Source organism: Photobacterium angustum, assembly GCF_003026365.1.
GTDB classification, from domain to species: Bacteria; Pseudomonadota; Gammaproteobacteria; order Enterobacterales; family Vibrionaceae; genus Photobacterium; species Photobacterium angustum.
The window spans coordinates 44,041-60,491 of the sequence record NZ_PYOM01000008.1 but is presented as its reverse complement, the minus strand read 5'-3'; the positions used below and the strand labels follow the sequence as shown (position 1 = coordinate 60,491).

Genomic DNA, 16,451 nt, shown 5'->3' with positions numbered 1-16,451 from the left:
ATATATCGGGCTTAATACATTATGAACTTATATTCATATAACTAAAAAACAACCAATAAGTATTGATAATCAGCGGCCAAACTTTATTCAATACTATCCTTGAAGAACATCCATAGATCTTGATTCATTCATAGCCTCAGATTATTCACAATCTGCTTGTTTTTATCTTTATAAAACTATCAACAAATCAAACATATCACACAAATTTTACAATCGACCACTTTATTTAACCAAGCAGCAGAATAGCTCGTTTATTGATATAAAGTGACTATCTTTATGATCATCATGCTTCTTTTATTAATTTTATTACTGCAAAAATGCAGGTTGTTAAGCCATTGTTATATATTTTTAGTATAAAATTATAAGGTCAATCTCAATTGGCAATTATTCATCGTGGCATATGATAATGATATAGATGGAGGACTGAACATGAATAACCAAGATAGAATTGAAGATATCGAACAAAAAATATCTATTGCCTATCAAGAAGGTCATTTTGATCAGGCCAGGGCCCTAGAAAAGCAATTAAAGAAAATGCGGGGACACCATAATTTATATGACCAAAATGACCCTTACTCGCTAGAGGGACGTTTTTATTATGATGATCACGACTAAAGAAGTAATCATTTTATATCAGGCGATGAGCAGTCATCGCCGTTTTTATATTACTTAATCAAGATGCTCTTGCATTATGTTACCAGTATAAAGATCCATTTCAATCTCAACACGATGACCATCTTTATTTAATGCATCGACTTCTATCTCATTATATTCTCGAACTACCTTAATTTTTCGAAAATCATAATAGCCATCTTTTTCTAAAATTTTCATGGCCTTAGGGATACTAATTACATCTAAAGCCTTTTCTATCGGATCGGCATGAGCGGCTGATATAAAAAACATCCCCAGTGTACTGACTGATAGTACAAATAGCTTAAATTTCATCTTTTTTCATCCATCTGAGCTGCAGTATTTATCAATAGCTTTAAACAACATAAGCTATGATTAACCAAAATAAAATTAGGTGTTACTACACCAAAAATCCCATGCTTTTCCTACATGTATAATTCTTATCTCTTCCTTGCTCTCTTTTAACTTCAGTGTAACTAATTAATCAACAATAAGACTCTCGATTTAGAGAATTATCTAATGGAGTAAGGCAATGCCAATTTCCTTTATTTTAATCAGCTAAAACAGACTTACTTCCATTTGTACATATGTTGCATTCTTACATCACTTCTATCTTATTCTTTATTAAAAAGATTTTTATGTATACCGCAATGTAAAAAAACACCCATCAATTTCGTATACAATTGTTAGCATTAGGAAAGATTTGCTAGTACAGGCTTGCTCCTTACTCATTCAAGGGGTATAAAATAAAGCATATTTTATCGTTTAAAGAGCGTTATCAATGAAAAAGTTTGTTTTAGCGGCAGCGATTGCATCATCATTATTACTTGCTGGATGCAGTGACAAAGTTGACGAATCAACAATCAGCAATGTTGTACAATCAAGCCAATACGAGCAACCAAATCTTGGTATAACAGCTGACACGACTCCGTTTGAAGTTAAAAACCTAAAGATTGATAAAGTATTACTTGATACAAAAACTGATTACAAAGCAAAAGTAACTTACGACCTTGTAGCAACAAAGAGTCTTGATCAATTCAAAGAATCAATGCGTAAAGTTGCTGAGCAACCAGCAAAAGAAAATAATGCATCAGATCAAACCAAAAACGATTTAGGTTCAGCATTGACTAGCCTTAAGAACAATCTCTCTTCAGAGGTTATGGTTGTTGCTTACGGCGCGAAATACGGCGATTTCAAAGCAGGCCAAGTTGTTGATACGATCTCCGAAGAAGTATCACTGAAAAAAGTCAATGACCAGTGGGTTAAAGACTAGTTTAATCAATAAACAAAAACGCCTATTACCAGTGAACCACTTTTAATAGGCGTTTGTTACATTTTTACAATCTACTACTTATCAATTGGAAACAGTTTACCCTCAAATACAGTGCCATAAATTGGGATATCTTTAAGAGTCTTGATTTCCACTTTATAAGGGTCTTGCTCTAGAACAGTAAAGTTCGCTATTTTTCCCGTTTTAATACTGCCTAGCGTCTCTTCTTGGCCCCATGAATAAGCCGCTTCAATCGTGATACCACGCAGAGCTGCATCTCGCGATAATGCTAAATCAGGACGAATAACATTCCCTTCATTCGTTAAACGTGTTGCTGCACTCCATGCTAGTAATAATGGATCTGATGGCGCCATTGGTGCATCAGAGTGAAGTGATACTGGAATACCTTGTTTCTCAATCGTTGCTAAGCGAACCATTGAATGCGCACGCTCTTTACCTAAACCAACTTCACCAAACTTTTCACTAAAGCCTGTCACGTAATAAGGGTTTACACTAATAATTGCGCCTAGTGATTTTAGCTTCTCGACTTGCTCATCAGTAGAGTTGGCAAAGTGGATAATGGTAAAACGATGATCTTCACGTGGGTATTCAGCTTGGCGCTTTTCCAAGATCTTAATTAGCTTCTCAACGCCAAGATCGCCATTTACATGCACCAAGATTTGATAATCATTTTCCCAGAAGATTTTAGTGATCGCTTCAACATCTTCAGGTGTTTGAATCCATTCCCCATGATGTCCATCGGTATAGCCATCTTTCATCTTCATCAACTGAGAAATAATCGCACCATCAAACAACAACTTAACTTGTTTATCAAAGAAACGAACTTTGCCATCTTCAGGTAATATTGTCGTTATGCGTTCAACTTCTTTCAAAACACCTGCTTTACCCTTTGCGAAATATGGCGTTTTACTTTCCGGTGTAAAGAACGAATACATAGGGGTTGATTCACTACCGAGAATATCAAGGTAGGTATCAATCATATAATCAGGAATAAATGCTCCAGGCTCATTGTAAGCCGTTACCCCTTTTTGATGTAGCATGGTCACCATCTGCTTTAAACCCGCAGAAAAGCGCTCTTTACTACCTAATTCAGGTGCAATACGTGGTAATAAGTAAATTAATGCCCCACCTTCTAAAAAGTGACCTTTCTCTAGGTTTGCTTGATCAGCAACTTCTTTACCTAGCTTATCAATATCAGCTTGATTAAGACCAAATTTCTCGATAAATGCAGAATTAACATAAAATTCATGCGCTGAACGATGCCACACACCAATTGGACGTGTTTTAGTAATTTTATCTAACTCTTGACGAGATAGTTCACCATGGAAGAAATTGTTAAATCCCCATGTCCATAGTACTTCATTCGGATCTTTTAACGCTTTTTCTTGTGCTGTCAAAGCTGCAATATAATCATCATGGTTTGTTACTGCGGGCCATGTTTTTGAAGGCAGTTGCCACTCTTCTGGCGCTATAACAGGCATATTTAATGTTAACGCAGCTAAGAAAGGATGTAAGTGTTGCTCAATGAACCCCGGCATTAACACTTTATCCTCCAAATCTACTTTTTTAGAATTTGGATACTGCTTCAATGCTTCTTTTTCTGATCCAACATAAACAATTTTGCCGTACTTACTTGTTACAACCGCTTCTGCTCTTGGTTGTGACTTTTCCATAGTGATAACTGGACCACCATAGAAAATCGTTGTTTGAGGATCTTTATTTTCATTTGCATGAGCACTAAATGACGTCGATGCGAGTAGTAACATTAATGATGAAGAAAGCGTTGAATATTTCATAAATCCCTTATTTACCGTAATTATCTAGATCTAACTTAAACAAATTAACCGTAATTACTGTTCCTTGATTAAAAATAGATATATTAGTCACAAAAAAACACCTCCCCTATCATCACTATATATATCAATACCTTATGAGAATAATTGAGTAATATAATTTTTATAGTGAAATACAGTCTTTTTCTGTAGAGTATAATTATCATCAATACGCAATGGAGATGACATGATGAGTATGACTAGCGTAACAATCACAGTTCCAGCGCACTTAGTGCCCGGTGGTTTACCCACCCCTAATGCTAAAGCATTTGGGTTTAATGGCTTTGAGCGAAGCTTTGTTAATTCAGACAAAGACGAAATAACAACCTTTGCTTTTTTTGCCCCTGTTGCTAGCTGTACCGAGAGTCAATTTAATAAAGAGCTTGAAAGGTACTTTTGGCACTTTGCAAAAGGAACGCCTTTTAACATGACAAAAGTGTTTGATGATCAAACAGCCAAACATCACCGCTGTAAATACCTTAATGAACAGCTCATCCAAGAAAACATCGCTTAATCTTTTCTGCTTCTTCTCAATATTTTCCGTTTACATTTATCTGTCGTAATCATGAATTAGTAAAAATTACATGGTTACGACACAGAAATGTCATCCTAGCTCCCTACCCTCAATCAGCAATTTATCGTGATAACTAACTAGTAAGGAATGAGATTTGTCACTTAATCTTGAGCACAACATTCGCCCTTGTTTGGCCATTTTTGATCTTGATGAAACACTTATCGCAGCAGATTCAGCTAGCCTTTGGACAACATTTCTCGTTAACAACCAACTTGCTTCATCATCGTTAGAGCAACAAGAAGCTGAAATGATGCAGGCTTACAAAAAAGGTAAGCTAGATATGGAGAGCTATATGCATAAAACATTAGCTCCTTTAATAGGAAAAACGGAGCAAGAAATATCTACTCTCGTTACACGTTTTATTGAAGAATACATTTCATCTGCCGTTTATTCTGATGCCATTAAGAGAATTGAATGGCATAAAAAACGCGGTGATGAAATCATAATTGTCTCTGCTTCATCTGAACATCTCGTAAAACCAATTGCGAAGAAACTCGGTGTCTCTCATTGCATCGCTATTAATTTAGAAACGATTAACGGTGTATATACAGGAAAAACACGCGGCGTTCTCAGCTATCGCGAAGGTAAAATTACACGTATTGAATCGTGGCTTGCAGAGCAATCACAATATTTTCGTCACTATTACGGCTATAGTGACTCCATCAACGACTTACCTTTACTTAAATTCGTTCAAAAACCTTTTGCTGTTAACCCTGATCCTGCTCTTGCGCTTCACGCACAAATGAATGAGTGGACAATTATGGACTGGCGACACGATAACAATATCTTACGCTAATAACAGACATACACGTCATACTAACAGCATAGTTTTGATTTTATGCTGTTTTAACCTATTACTGGATTGATATTTCACATTGCAGCCCTCATTTACAGATAGTAACAATAATCGTCCCTAATTATTGTGGCGAAGAGTAGATGTGTTACAACTTTCGTAATACATTATCTGGGCATTTTATTTAGATTTAAGGCTTGTATTAGTATATTCAGCTACTGTTCAAGTTAATAATGTGAATAATGCTGTAACGAACTAACCTATAAAGCCAAGTTGATTCTTTTTATTTCAGAATCAACTATGCAACTAAGCTATCCCTGCACATAGGGTATTGAGAAGGTAAAAACCATGACTCCACAAGAAAAAGATCTTATTCAAAGTGTTGCTACTAAGCTCAAACAAAGCCCAGAAAGCAAAAAAGATGCAGATGCTGAAAAATTCATTGCCGATGAAATAGCATCTCAACCCGATGCTATTTACAAACTTACTCAAGCTGTTCTAGTACAAGAAATGGCATTAAAACAGCTAAAAGAGAAGAACGACTATTTAGAAAAGAATGCTGAGTACTATAAAGAAGAATCAAACCGTGGCTCATTAAGTCGTATGTTTGGTGGCTCTCGTCCTGCTCCTCAGCCACCACAAACACCTGTTCGCCAACCAAGTGCATTTGGTGGGTTTATGCAAACAGCGGCTGGTGTTGCTGCAGGTATGGTTGCAGGTAGCGTAATTAGTAACATGTTATTTGATCACGATCAGCCAGCAGATACAGCAGCGGCTGATCCAGCGCCAGCAGCAGATGCAACTGATACAACCCAAGATGCGGCGCCTGATACAGCATCTGCAGATCAGGCTGTACCAGAAGCGGATGTTGCAAACCCTGCGTTCGACGACCAAGGCGGTAGCAGCTTCCTAGACGACACAGCTAATAACTTTAGCTCTGATTACACCGGTGGATTTGGTAACTCAGGCTTTGATGATAACCAAGGATTTGGCGACTCAGGTTTTGGCGGTGATGACAGCGGCTTTGGTGACGATGACTTATTCGCTAACAATAGTTTTGGTGGTGGCGACGACAGTGGCTTTGGTGACTTCGACGACGACCTATAATCGATTACAAAAACAAAAAAGAGCGCATCAGCGCTCTTTTTTTATCTCTCTAAAATTCGCATTTATTCTACGCTAGAAATTTCGGTTGCTTCTGAATTATCCATTAAAGCACGATAAGCTGTAGCTTCAATTGCTGCAATAATAAATGGAATTGCAATAACAATAACGCCCCAGATAAACACATAAATAAATTTAAGGCTCATCGCAAAGTTAGGGTTAGCAAATAATAAGAAAATAGGTAAACCGATAAACAACATATAAAACGCAACAGGTAGCAGCCCAGCAATCACAAAGGCATATAATCTTTTATGCTTAGTCAGCTCTAGTGCATCTTTAAAAGACGCTTTTTTCCCCGCAGCAATAGCTGGTAAAACAAAAGATAGACGAGAAAAAATCACCCAACCTGCACAGCCTAATAGTAACAATATACAATACAGTACGCCGTTATTTACCCAGTCATAATCGATTTGAAAAACAGCCCAGATAGCATTTAACAATCCAAATAGTAGGAACAAATAAGTCGTATAGTGACGCTGCTGGGCATCAAAGCTGATACCTTTCCAGGTAGAAAAGCGCGTATCGTCTGTACCATGGCTGTCTAGTATTTGCTGAGTTCGTAGACAGATAATCGAAGAAACAAGGAAAATTGCTATATTTAAGACAAATACAATAATCTCCTCATATATCTCACTACCTGCTATTGATACTTTTAATGAACGTAATAAATACGTCACTATAAATGGAATGAGTAATGCCTTTACTAACCGTACTTTATTAGTAAAAACGGTTTGTACCGACTGGTGAAGTGTTTCTAAAATCATCTAATATCCTTTCAATCATCGTCATGGTGATAAACTAATACAGGCTAATTTAACGTCTCAACTTTTACCTTAAGTACACCTGACGCTGTATTTCCGATCGCACTAAAGGCTGAACGGGATAAATCTATTACTCGCCCTTTGGTGAATGGGCCTCGATCATTCACTGTCACAACAACACTTTTACTATTTGCTAAGTTAGTTACTTTAACTTTGGTACCAAAAGGTAATGTTCGATGCGCTGCTGTTGGTTTATTTTGATCAAAACGCTGCCCGCTTGCTGTCTTACGCCCTTGATATTTATTGGCGTAATACGATGCTTTACCATATTCAGTATGGTGCTTATGACTCAAAACAGATCTTTTTGTTAATTCCGTATTGCCTGAGTTTGCACATCCTCCAACTGTTAATAAACAAACAAATAATAAAACACAGTGTCGAATAGCTATTTTCGGTACAAACATCATTAGTCCTATGTATAAGCATCAGAGCAATTTTACGCTATCATATAACTATTTGATAATTCGTATGTAAAGGTTATGTAAAAGTTATAACCCATAGATATGTAAGTAACAAATTTAATCTCTTATTCTTTATGGGTAATTAGCAATAGTTCTTAACTTCGAGTAAACGTCATTTCTCAGTACTCAGAACGAAAAGCTAGTGTTAAACTATTTGTCTATTTTATTTAGCCGTTAAAGGTCATGTGATGAACCCAATTATTGCCCTGTTGAAAGAGAACAATATCAGCGACTCCCAAATTAATGAGATTTTTCAAACGTTGACACAAAACCCTCTTGCAGCAATGACAACAATTAGTCAGCTCGGCTTGCCACAAGATAAGCTGCAACAGTTGATGGCGCAGGTAATGCAGAACCCAGCGTTAATCAAAGAAGCAGTGGAAGAGTTAGGCTTAGACTTCTCTAAAGTTGAAGAAGCAAAAGCACAACTTAATAAGTAGAATACTATTCAATAGTAAAAGGTCGTTAAAAACACAGCGTTTAGCAAATTGTTATATCGACCTTTATATATCTAAAACACTAATCTAAATTTTTCTTAAACCTCATTATAGCAATGAGCATACCGAATATCGTAAAACCAATAAGCCACAGCGTATCACGCCATAACTCCATCATATCTGCACCTCTAAGTACAATTCCGCGAATGATACGAATAAAATGCGTCGTCGGTAATATCTCAGCTAACCACTGTGCAAACAAGGGCATTCCTTCATAAGGAAACATAAAGCCTGATAATAAAATAGAAGGTAAAATAATAAAGATTGTCATCTGCATTGATTGTAATTGAGTCTTTGCTTTTGTCGATATCACTAACCCAAGCGTAAGACTGGCAAGAATAAACAGTAGCGTTGCTAAAAATATCTGCGTGATAGCACCATTAATCGGCACATCAAACACCAAATTCCCCAAACTTAATATAATGAATGATTGAATTAAGCCGATAAAAATATAGGGAATGATCTTGGCGAACATAAGCTCAGAGGGATACATAGGCGTCGTGATCAGTAACTCTAAATTTCCTTGTTCCCTTTCCCTTACTATTGCAACAGAAGTAAATAGCACCATCGTCATTGTTAATATTACCCCCAGTAGACCCGGGATAATATTAATGGCAGACTTTCGCTCAGGGTTAAAAAATAAGGCTATTTCAAAACTGCTAGTTGCGATCGCTCTCTGTGGTAATACATCTTTAAATGGCATGTTTTTTAACTGCATGATGGTCGAGCTAATAACAGTATCTGAACCATCAACAAGCCACTGCCCTAATACCTGATGCTGGATAATTCGACGTTCAAGATCATTTGGAAGCACAAGTACTGCTTTAACTTTACCATCAATAATCGCTTTTTCACCCTGCTGAGGAGTAGCATAACTATGAATTACATCAACAGCTTGCGTTGCTTTTATTGCCTCCACCATCATCCTACCTGTTGTTGAGTTACTTTGATCAACAACGGCTACAGGTATATTACGTACATCCGTATTTATCGCATAACCAAACAGTAATAATTGAACCAATGGGATCATAACAATCATGGCAAAGGTGATACGATCACGACTTAATTGACGTAATTCTTTTATTATTAGCGCTTTGATACGCAGTAAACTTAATTTCGCTTGATTCATTACTGCCGACCTTTTCCAGTATTGGTTACAAAAACATCTTCAAGACTGGGGCGTGTAATCGTCATTGTTGCTGCTTGCAATTGAGGAATTTGAACTTTTAGCCATTCGATAGGATTATTAATTTGTTTGGCTATTAATACTCTTAAACGTATACCAAGCTGTGCTGCAGAGCGCACTTCAGGAAGTCGCACAATAATCGGTTTCAGCTGCCTTAAATGCTCAGCTTCTACTTCAACAACATTAACAGCCATATTCTCCATAAGTTGCTGTGGAGACCCATCTGCACGCACAATTCCCGCTTCCATAATCGCAAGACCGTGGCAACGTTCGGCTTCATCCATATAATGTGTAGTGACAAGGATAGTTGTTCCTTTATCTGAAAGATCGAACAACTGCTCCCAAAAATCACGACGATTTTCTGGATCAACGGCAGAAGTAGGCTCATCAAGCAACAAAAGATCAGGATTATGCACTGTGGCCGCAGCTAAGGCTAAACGTTGCTTTTGACCACCACTTAAACTTCCAGCTCGTTGTTTGGCTCTTTGATCTAAGCCATACACAGCAAGCTGTTCATGAATTCTTGGTATTAACTGCTTATTCGATAGCCCAAACATTTGCCCCATAAATTCTAGATTTTCATAGATGGTAAGATCTTGGAAAAGAGAAAATTTCTGGGTCATATAGCCCATACGAAGACGGAGTTGTTCGGCTTGTTGAGGAATAGATAACCCCAATACATCTACCTTGCCTTGGCTCGGGGTTAACAAGCCTGTTAGCATTCTTAATGTTGTGGATTTTCCACAGCCATTCGGGCCAAGAAACCCATAAATAGCACCTTTTGGCACTTTCAGATTTAAATTATCAACCGCAACAAAATCACCAAACTTACGAGTAAGATCTTGAGTAACAATCGCATTATCACTCATTACGGCATCTCCACTTGTACAGGAATACCGGCTGGTAAATCTTTACCATCTGGCGGTAGATCGATTTCTGCGAGATAAACTAAACGAGAGCGATCATCACCGCTTAACGCATAATAAGGTGTAAATGAAGGTTGGGTAGCAATCCAGCGTAGTGTTCCCTGATAACTCTTTTCAAGTCCATCAATATGTACCTTAAGAATATCACCAGCTTTCAATTTAACTCGATAAGGTTCAGGCACATAAACACGTGCGTAAGGGACAGTATGCGCGGTTAAAATTGCAACCGTGTTGTTTGAAGCTACTCGGTCTCCCACATGAAATGGCAAACTTTCAAGTAAACCATCTCGCGTTGCTTTAATCGTATAGTCGTTTAATAATTCTTGCTGTAATTGCACTTCAGATTTTGCCGCTAACAGTGCCGCTTGCGCTTGTTTAATGTCCTCTAAACGCTCGCCATTAAGTAATTTTTTGAGTTTATTCTTAGCAACTGTCAACTCGGCTTGAGCGATATCTCTTTGTGCCAATACACGATCTCGATCTGCTGCCGAAACAACTCGTTTTTGATAGAGTTTTTGAAATCGTACGTATTCATCTTGTTTTTCTTCTAGATTCGCTTGATTTTGGACAACTAAAGCTTGGGCTTCAGCAATATCTTCTGGTCTTGCACCATTGGTTAAACGCTTTAAATAAAATTCGGCTTGTTGTTGCGATGCACGTGCTTTATCTAATCGACTTTGCTGCTGTAAAGATCGTAAGGTAACCAGCACATCGCCTTTTTTAACGTCACTTCCTTCTTTAATCGGTAACGAGGTAATGATTTCATTGGCGGTTGCCGTTAATTTGATTTGATCTCTTTCCAATGTTCCTAATGCCAACTTACTTTCTTGCTGGGTACAGCCCATCGTTAACGCTGAGAGAAATAATAAGGTATATAATTTTATTATTAGTCGCATTTATGCATTCCTTCTCAATACACATAAATGTATATGCGTATAAAATCACTTTGTATTCAATATGATATTAGAACATCAAAGTCATTTTAAAAGTTATTTATTCATCACACCTTTAGTCATTACCTATAACAACATGCGAATAATTAACTTAGAGCCATCAACAAAAAAGCCGGCCTTGAGCCTGCTTTGTTTTTATTAGTGCTAGAACGCTATTTTCAACGTTTTCTTAATAGAATTACACCTCTCAACTTCATATTAATCACTAATCTATATAAAGCCATAATTCGTTATCGTTCCAACGTGTTTTCCATGTACCAAGGGTATGCTCAGGCACTTCTAAGTACTTTCCTGTAGCCAGATCATAATGTTGTTTCAATAATGCTGAGGCGACACATAGCACACCATCTTGATCGCCAACAATACCGCGACTCATGACATAAGCTTTTACACTCAGTGCACCACGATTTGTTGGATGAAATACATCACCAATAATCTCAGACGGCTTTGTTACAACGCTATAGCCAACACCACAATATGGACATGTTGATTTAATTCCTTGGCTAATCATCCCTTCCCCTTAACAATATCGCACTGTCACTGAAATAAAAAAAACGCTTATCCCAAAAAGAGATAAGCGCCAATGCTTAACGTGATAGTGAATGTGCAATAAGATTAATGCAGTGAGTATGCCAATATGAAAAAATAAAATATTACTATTATATAACAATAACTTAGTTGCTATTCGTTTAATCTTGTAATTCTACCGTAATCATCCATAGCACCAATATAATGCTTCATTGCACAACGATGAGTCATCAAGATGCAGGCTCTGGCCATGTCATATCATCAACACGTTCATCCGCAATATAAAATAGACGAGTATCAGGCGTAATAGGTTGGTTCAATGGCGGATTAACTTGAATACCCTTACCATCTTCATAGGCAATAAGAATAGCATCATGCTGATATTTAAAATGCTCAAACAATAATGCAAAGGTTGTTGGTTGTTGCGTCGTTGGGTAATCAATCGCATATTGAGTCATCCCCTTATCCGTACTCAATAGCTCTTGATGAAGCAAACTCGATCCGGGATCGACGGCTGATTTAGCAAGCATTTCAATCGCAACCGAAGGGATACATTCCGCGTTAGGACAATGAAGCTTTAATAAATCGCTCAGCCCCTCGTCATCAAAATAAGCCAGTAAATGTGCATTTGGATTACGACCTGCCGCAAATAATGCCGCAGTTAAGGTTACATCGTCATGTAGCGCATCAACAATAATACAACTGGCTTTATCTAGACTAGCACGCGCCATTTCCTCGGCATTGGTATAGCTAGTGACACGGACAAATTCAATCTTATCAGGCATAGGGTTTTCGATTTCAGAACGCGTGCATAACACAATCGTCCGACGCCCTGCTTCTTCATGTAGTAACATTCGCAACATACTAAGCGTTCGATTTTCATTCCACCCTAACAGTAAAATATGCTGTTCCATTTGAAGACTCCTTTTTCCTAACATGCCACGTCGCCAAACGCTCACGAACAAGGTTGCTACCCGACCAACAACAATAGCAAATAGCCCTAAACCACCCGGAATAATAAATAGCGCAGCCACCCATTTACCTAGTGCGGTTTCAGGGGAATGATCGCCATAGCCTACAGTAGAAGCTGTTACGACTAAGTAATAAAAGAAAGTGGAGAAAGAACTACTTAATTGTTTTTCACCCACAAGGAATAGTAGCAACCAACTTATTGCGATGTATAAACCCGTGATAACTGCAATATTTCGCCCAGTTAATTGAGAGAAATATTTTACCGTGATCCGTTGTAGGTATAACCACAGCCCCATATTCACCCCACACTAAAATAAATATAACCCTCATATTTAAGCGTAGCTTGTTAGAGATAAATATTTAAAAGGCGTGCTTAATTTGTAAAGCATTTAAATATCACTCAAAGTAAATAACTAAAATCAACCGCTAATAATGAAACATTAAATACTACATATTATTCACTACAACGTCTTTAATTAGCATTTAATTCTATTATCGATTGCTGTATATTGCTTTTTTTTATCAATATGAGGATATTAATCTCCGTGTTAATTACGCCGCCTTAGTTTCTCCCCTCTCTAGCTATCACAGCTAACTTAAGCACAATACTATCTTCGGTATTTGGCTTTTTCTTTGCGCTATAAATTTATGCCCTCAGGGCTGATTTCTCGCGCCTAAAATTTATCAAACAAACATAAAACTCATACCTGATCTCTTTCAGGTGCGTGTTGACGTGTAAATATTGAGAATTCAATGTTCAAAAATTTCAAACTCGACTGGACGTCTAATATTCGTGGTGACTTACTTGCAGGGATCGTTGTTGCTTTAGCATTAATTCCTGAAGCGATTGCCTTTTCTATAATTGCTGGTGTTGATCCCAAAGTAGGACTATACGCCTCATTTAGTATCTCTGTTGTCATTGCCATTACAGGTAGTCGCTCAGGCATGATCTCTGCTGCAACGGGTGCTATGGCACTGCTAATGGTGACTTTAGTCAAAGATCATGGCCTAGAATACTTACTTGCTACAACAGTGCTAACCGGTATTTTGCAACTTTTAGCCGGCTATTTAAAATTGGGGGAATTAATGCGTTTTGTTTCCCGAGCCGTTATTACAGGCTTCGTTAATGCATTAGCCATTTTAATTTTTATGGCACAATTACCCGAATTAACCAATGTGACATGGCACGTATACGCATTAACGGCGGCAGGTCTTGGTATTATTTATCTATTCCCTTATATCCCAGTTATTGGAAAATTAATCCCATCACCACTTGTCTGTATAATAACCTTAACCACTATCGCCATTATGTTCGGAATAGATGTACGAACTGTGGGTGATATGGGCAACTTACCCGATACTCTTCCTATTTTTCTATGGCCAAATGTGCCTCTAAATTTTGAAACCCTGAGTATTATTTTCCCTTACGCGATAGGACTTGCCGCCGTCGGTTTATTAGAATCAATGATGACCGCAACTATCATTGATGATCTCACCGATACAGCAAGTAATAAAAACCAAGAATGTAAAGGTCAAGGCATTGCCAATATTTTTACAGGCCTGCTTGGTGGAATGGCGGGATGTGCCATGATTGGGCAATCCATTATTAATATAAAATCAGGTGGACGAGGAAGACTGTCTTCTTTAGCTGCTGGCGTATTCTTATTATTTATGGTGGTTTTTCTTGGCCCTTGGATAAAACAGATCCCAATGGCAGCATTAGTTGCTGTGATGATCATGGTCGCAATCGGTACTTTTTCATGGCGCTCGATATTGGATCTTAAAAAGCACCCACTATCGACTAACCTTGTCATGCTAGCGACAGTCGGCATTGTTGTCGCAACCCATAATTTGGCTATAGGCGTATTAGTCGGTGTAATACTTGCGTCATTGTTTTTCGCGCACCAAATTAGCCATATGACAGTTCAGAAAAGTGATCTGACGAAAAATAAATCCCGAGAGTATGCCGTTATTGGACAAGTCTTTTTTGCCTCATCCAATAAGTTTATCGAGTCATTTGATTTTAAAGAAATGATAGAGACGGTAACGATAGACTTATCGTCTGCGCACTTCTGGGACGTTTGTTCGGTAACAGCATTAGATAAAGTCATTCTCAAGTTTCGTCGTTCAGGGATTCATGTCGACCTCATTGGAATGAACTCGGCATCCCGTACCATTGTCGATAAATTCTGCATACACGATAAACCCGACGCTCTTGATGCACTGCTGACTGGGCATTAAAAACAATCATTAGTTAGAATATGATTATATAATCAGTGAGTTAGTGACAAACTGACTCGCTGATTTTTTTAATAAAAACACACTAAATTTTGGCAATTATCTGCCTCTCCCCTTGCCATGAACTTAACATGACTCTCTGCATCTTCATATTCGATTCACGTTTGTCATTTCTTTGTGATACTCGCTTTGCCCTTGCTCAAGTCTATTTACAGCCCTAGACACCTCGTTTATTGTCTGCAATAAAACAACAGTCAATTACATAGTTATGAAGAAATATGGACTCATAGGCGCAGTAGCACTAATTACGATTTTCTGCTTTTATTACAATAAAACCGAACAACCGACGGCTAATATTGCGCATTTTTCTAAGCAAGAAAAAACACAGCAATCAAAGTTAGAACTTGATATAAACCAAACCATTCTAGAGCAGGCAAAAAAGTGTATTAATAAAACACCAACAAGAAAAAACTTTCATTGCCCGATTGATATCAATACTGCTGAAATCGCAATAAATGGAAAGCTCAACATTATGCGAACAGGTAACCATTACGATATTCATACCACAGATTTTGTTTATAACGATAAAGCAAGAAAAATACAGACCTCAGTAACCACCGAAGATCAGGGCTTTTATCAAATTAACGATGCATTACAAATTGTGAACTTCCGCCTTACTTTTCAACAAGGTGATAAACATTGGTATAGTGAATCAACCAAACCATTTACGTTTTCTGAGTCTTCAGATGATGCGATCAAAATTGTAAAAGGCTCAGCAAGAAACTATGGTTGTAACAACTCCTATTTTGATTGGCACTCAAACAATCAGAAGGTGTTAAACGCCTAATATCAGGCAACCCGATTGGGTTGCTTGATGCCTTAACTATTAATCATAACAATGGGTTTTATAGCTACGTTTCTGTTGGGTAGTTAAGATGCGACAGAGTCGCTTGGTGATCACAATTGAGTTAGTTAAATAGCTCACTCATATGTGGATAAAAGCTTGTTAGGTGTTTTATTTATGAAATTCGTTCCAAGATTCTACTAGTGCCGGAAAACTCCAGTTGGCTTCCTCAGTTTTCTTCATAAGCAACGAAATGTCAGCAATATCATATTGCCCTGTCATATCATCAGGAAAACTGACGTTTAAACTATCATTATCAACAAACCAAGTAGAATACTCTCGATCACCAATTAAATCGTCTAGGTAATTACTTAGGCAGCAATGAACAACAAAGAAGTTTTGAACTTGATTTTCAGTAGCCACTAAAATTTTTGCTAAATTTTTAACATCGTACTCTTGGGATTTTGAAGCGAAATAAAACTCTAACCTGATAAACTCAGTATCCCAATATTCAATTTTATTTTTTTGAACATAACTTTTGATTAGATTTGAGATATAGAAATAGTCAGTAATCATTGTCTTATACTGCTCTATCATGATTATCGCCTCAATTGTTTAATAAAAACACATAACATTGTGTTAATCAGCATTCTTATTTTCTCGCAAAAGAATGCCCCTAAAGCCCCACAATAATAATCAATTAAATTTATAAATATCATGAGTTTGATTGCATTATTTTGT

General features: G+C 37.5%; 18 protein-coding genes. 8 read left to right on the top strand and 10 right to left on the bottom strand.

The annotated features are described in order from the left end of the window. Positions 1-429: 429 nt before the first annotated feature. Positions 430-615 (top strand): hypothetical protein, encoded by a 186-nt coding sequence (locus tag CTN01_RS09765; protein ID WP_045147560.1) that lies wholly within the window; start codon positions 430-432, stop codon positions 613-615. A 54-nt stretch (positions 616-669) separates the two neighbouring features. Here the strand turns inward: CTN01_RS09765 and CTN01_RS09760 are convergent, their stop codons facing one another. Further along, positions 670-945 (bottom strand): PepSY domain-containing protein, encoded by a 276-nt coding sequence (locus tag CTN01_RS09760; protein WP_045147562.1) that lies wholly within the window; start codon positions 943-945, stop codon positions 670-672. 466 nt (positions 946-1,411) lie between these two features. Between CTN01_RS09760 and CTN01_RS09755 the strand changes: the two genes are divergently transcribed. Next, on the top strand, positions 1,412-1,903 hold the full coding sequence (locus CTN01_RS09755; RefSeq protein ID WP_005364508.1) for a hypothetical protein: 492 nt from the start codon (positions 1,412-1,414) through the stop codon (positions 1,901-1,903). A 74-nt stretch (positions 1,904-1,977) separates the two neighbouring features. Here CTN01_RS09755 and CTN01_RS09750 read toward each other — a convergent pair whose 3' ends face one another. Then, a complete protein-coding gene (locus tag CTN01_RS09750; RefSeq protein WP_045147564.1) occupies positions 1,978-3,717 on the bottom strand; it encodes an amidohydrolase in 1,740 nt (579 codons plus the stop codon). 223 nt (positions 3,718-3,940) lie between these two features. On the opposite strand from CTN01_RS09750, the gene CTN01_RS09745 reads away from it, so the two are divergent. From CTN01_RS09745 to CTN01_RS09735, 3 genes are all read left to right on the top strand, one after another. After that, positions 3,941-4,267 (top strand): hypothetical protein, encoded by a 327-nt coding sequence (locus CTN01_RS09745; protein WP_230627081.1) that lies wholly within the window; start codon positions 3,941-3,943, stop codon positions 4,265-4,267. Positions 4,268-4,421: 154 nt separating this feature from the next. Continuing rightward, a complete protein-coding gene (locus CTN01_RS09740) occupies positions 4,422-5,123 on the top strand; it encodes an HAD family hydrolase (protein WP_045147567.1) in 702 nt (233 codons plus the stop codon). 345 nt (positions 5,124-5,468) lie between these two features. Beyond that, positions 5,469-6,227 (top strand): DUF2076 domain-containing protein, encoded by a 759-nt coding sequence (locus CTN01_RS09735; RefSeq protein ID WP_045147570.1) that lies wholly within the window; start codon positions 5,469-5,471, stop codon positions 6,225-6,227. 62 nt (positions 6,228-6,289) lie between these two features. Here CTN01_RS09735 and CTN01_RS09730 read toward each other — a convergent pair whose 3' ends face one another. Both CTN01_RS09730 and CTN01_RS09725 read right to left on the bottom strand, forming a co-directional pair. Then, positions 6,290-7,048 (bottom strand): hypothetical protein, encoded by a 759-nt coding sequence (locus CTN01_RS09730; RefSeq protein ID WP_045147571.1) that lies wholly within the window; start codon positions 7,046-7,048, stop codon positions 6,290-6,292. Positions 7,049-7,092: 44 nt separating this feature from the next. Then, entirely contained in the window at positions 7,093-7,398 is a 306-nt protein-coding gene (locus tag CTN01_RS09725; protein ID WP_230627082.1) for a septal ring lytic transglycosylase RlpA family protein, read from the bottom strand. Positions 7,399-7,754: 356 nt separating this feature from the next. Here CTN01_RS09725 and CTN01_RS09720 point away from each other — a divergent pair, with 356 nt between their 5' ends. Continuing rightward, positions 7,755-8,006 carry a DUF2999 family protein gene (locus CTN01_RS09720; RefSeq protein WP_005364493.1) on the top strand — a complete coding sequence of 84 codons (252 nt, stop codon included), beginning with the start codon at positions 7,755-7,757 and terminating at the stop codon, positions 8,004-8,006. 79 nt (positions 8,007-8,085) lie between these two features. Here the strand turns inward: CTN01_RS09720 and CTN01_RS09715 are convergent, their stop codons facing one another. From CTN01_RS09715 to CTN01_RS09695, 5 genes are all read right to left on the bottom strand, one after another. Next, positions 8,086-9,192 (bottom strand): ABC transporter permease, encoded by a 1,107-nt coding sequence (locus CTN01_RS09715; protein ID WP_045147573.1) that lies wholly within the window; start codon positions 9,190-9,192, stop codon positions 8,086-8,088. Beyond that, entirely contained in the window at positions 9,192-10,118 is a 927-nt protein-coding gene (locus CTN01_RS09710) for an ABC transporter ATP-binding protein (protein WP_045147575.1), read from the bottom strand. The genes CTN01_RS09715 and CTN01_RS09710 overlap by 1 nt, the downstream gene beginning before the upstream one ends. Then, a complete protein-coding gene (locus CTN01_RS09705) occupies positions 10,118-11,071 on the bottom strand; it encodes an HlyD family secretion protein (RefSeq protein WP_045147577.1) in 954 nt (317 codons plus the stop codon). Before CTN01_RS09705 ends, CTN01_RS09710 begins: the two co-directional genes overlap by 1 nt. A 262-nt stretch (positions 11,072-11,333) precedes the next feature. Then, positions 11,334-11,639, bottom strand: a complete 306-nt coding sequence (locus tag CTN01_RS23025) for a nitrite reductase (NAD(P)H) small subunit (RefSeq protein WP_244155960.1) — start codon at positions 11,637-11,639, stop codon at positions 11,334-11,336. Positions 11,640-11,886: 247 nt separating this feature from the next. Next, positions 11,887-12,924 (bottom strand): potassium channel family protein, encoded by a 1,038-nt coding sequence (locus CTN01_RS09695; RefSeq protein ID WP_005364464.1) that lies wholly within the window; start codon positions 12,922-12,924, stop codon positions 11,887-11,889. A 457-nt stretch (positions 12,925-13,381) separates the two neighbouring features. On the opposite strand from CTN01_RS09695, the gene CTN01_RS09690 reads away from it, so the two are divergent. Further along, positions 13,382-14,869, top strand: a complete 1,488-nt coding sequence (locus CTN01_RS09690) for a SulP family inorganic anion transporter (protein WP_045147580.1) — start codon at positions 13,382-13,384, stop codon at positions 14,867-14,869. A 265-nt stretch (positions 14,870-15,134) separates the two neighbouring features. Then, positions 15,135-15,713, top strand: a complete 579-nt coding sequence (locus CTN01_RS09685; RefSeq protein ID WP_045147581.1) for a hypothetical protein — start codon at positions 15,135-15,137, stop codon at positions 15,711-15,713. Between the two features lie 168 nt (positions 15,714-15,881). On the opposite strand, the gene CTN01_RS09680 is transcribed toward CTN01_RS09685, so the two are convergent. Further along, complete coding sequence (locus tag CTN01_RS09680) at positions 15,882-16,307, bottom strand: hypothetical protein (RefSeq protein WP_045147584.1); 426 nt, start codon at positions 16,305-16,307, stop codon at positions 15,882-15,884. Positions 16,308-16,451 lie beyond the last annotated feature (144 nt).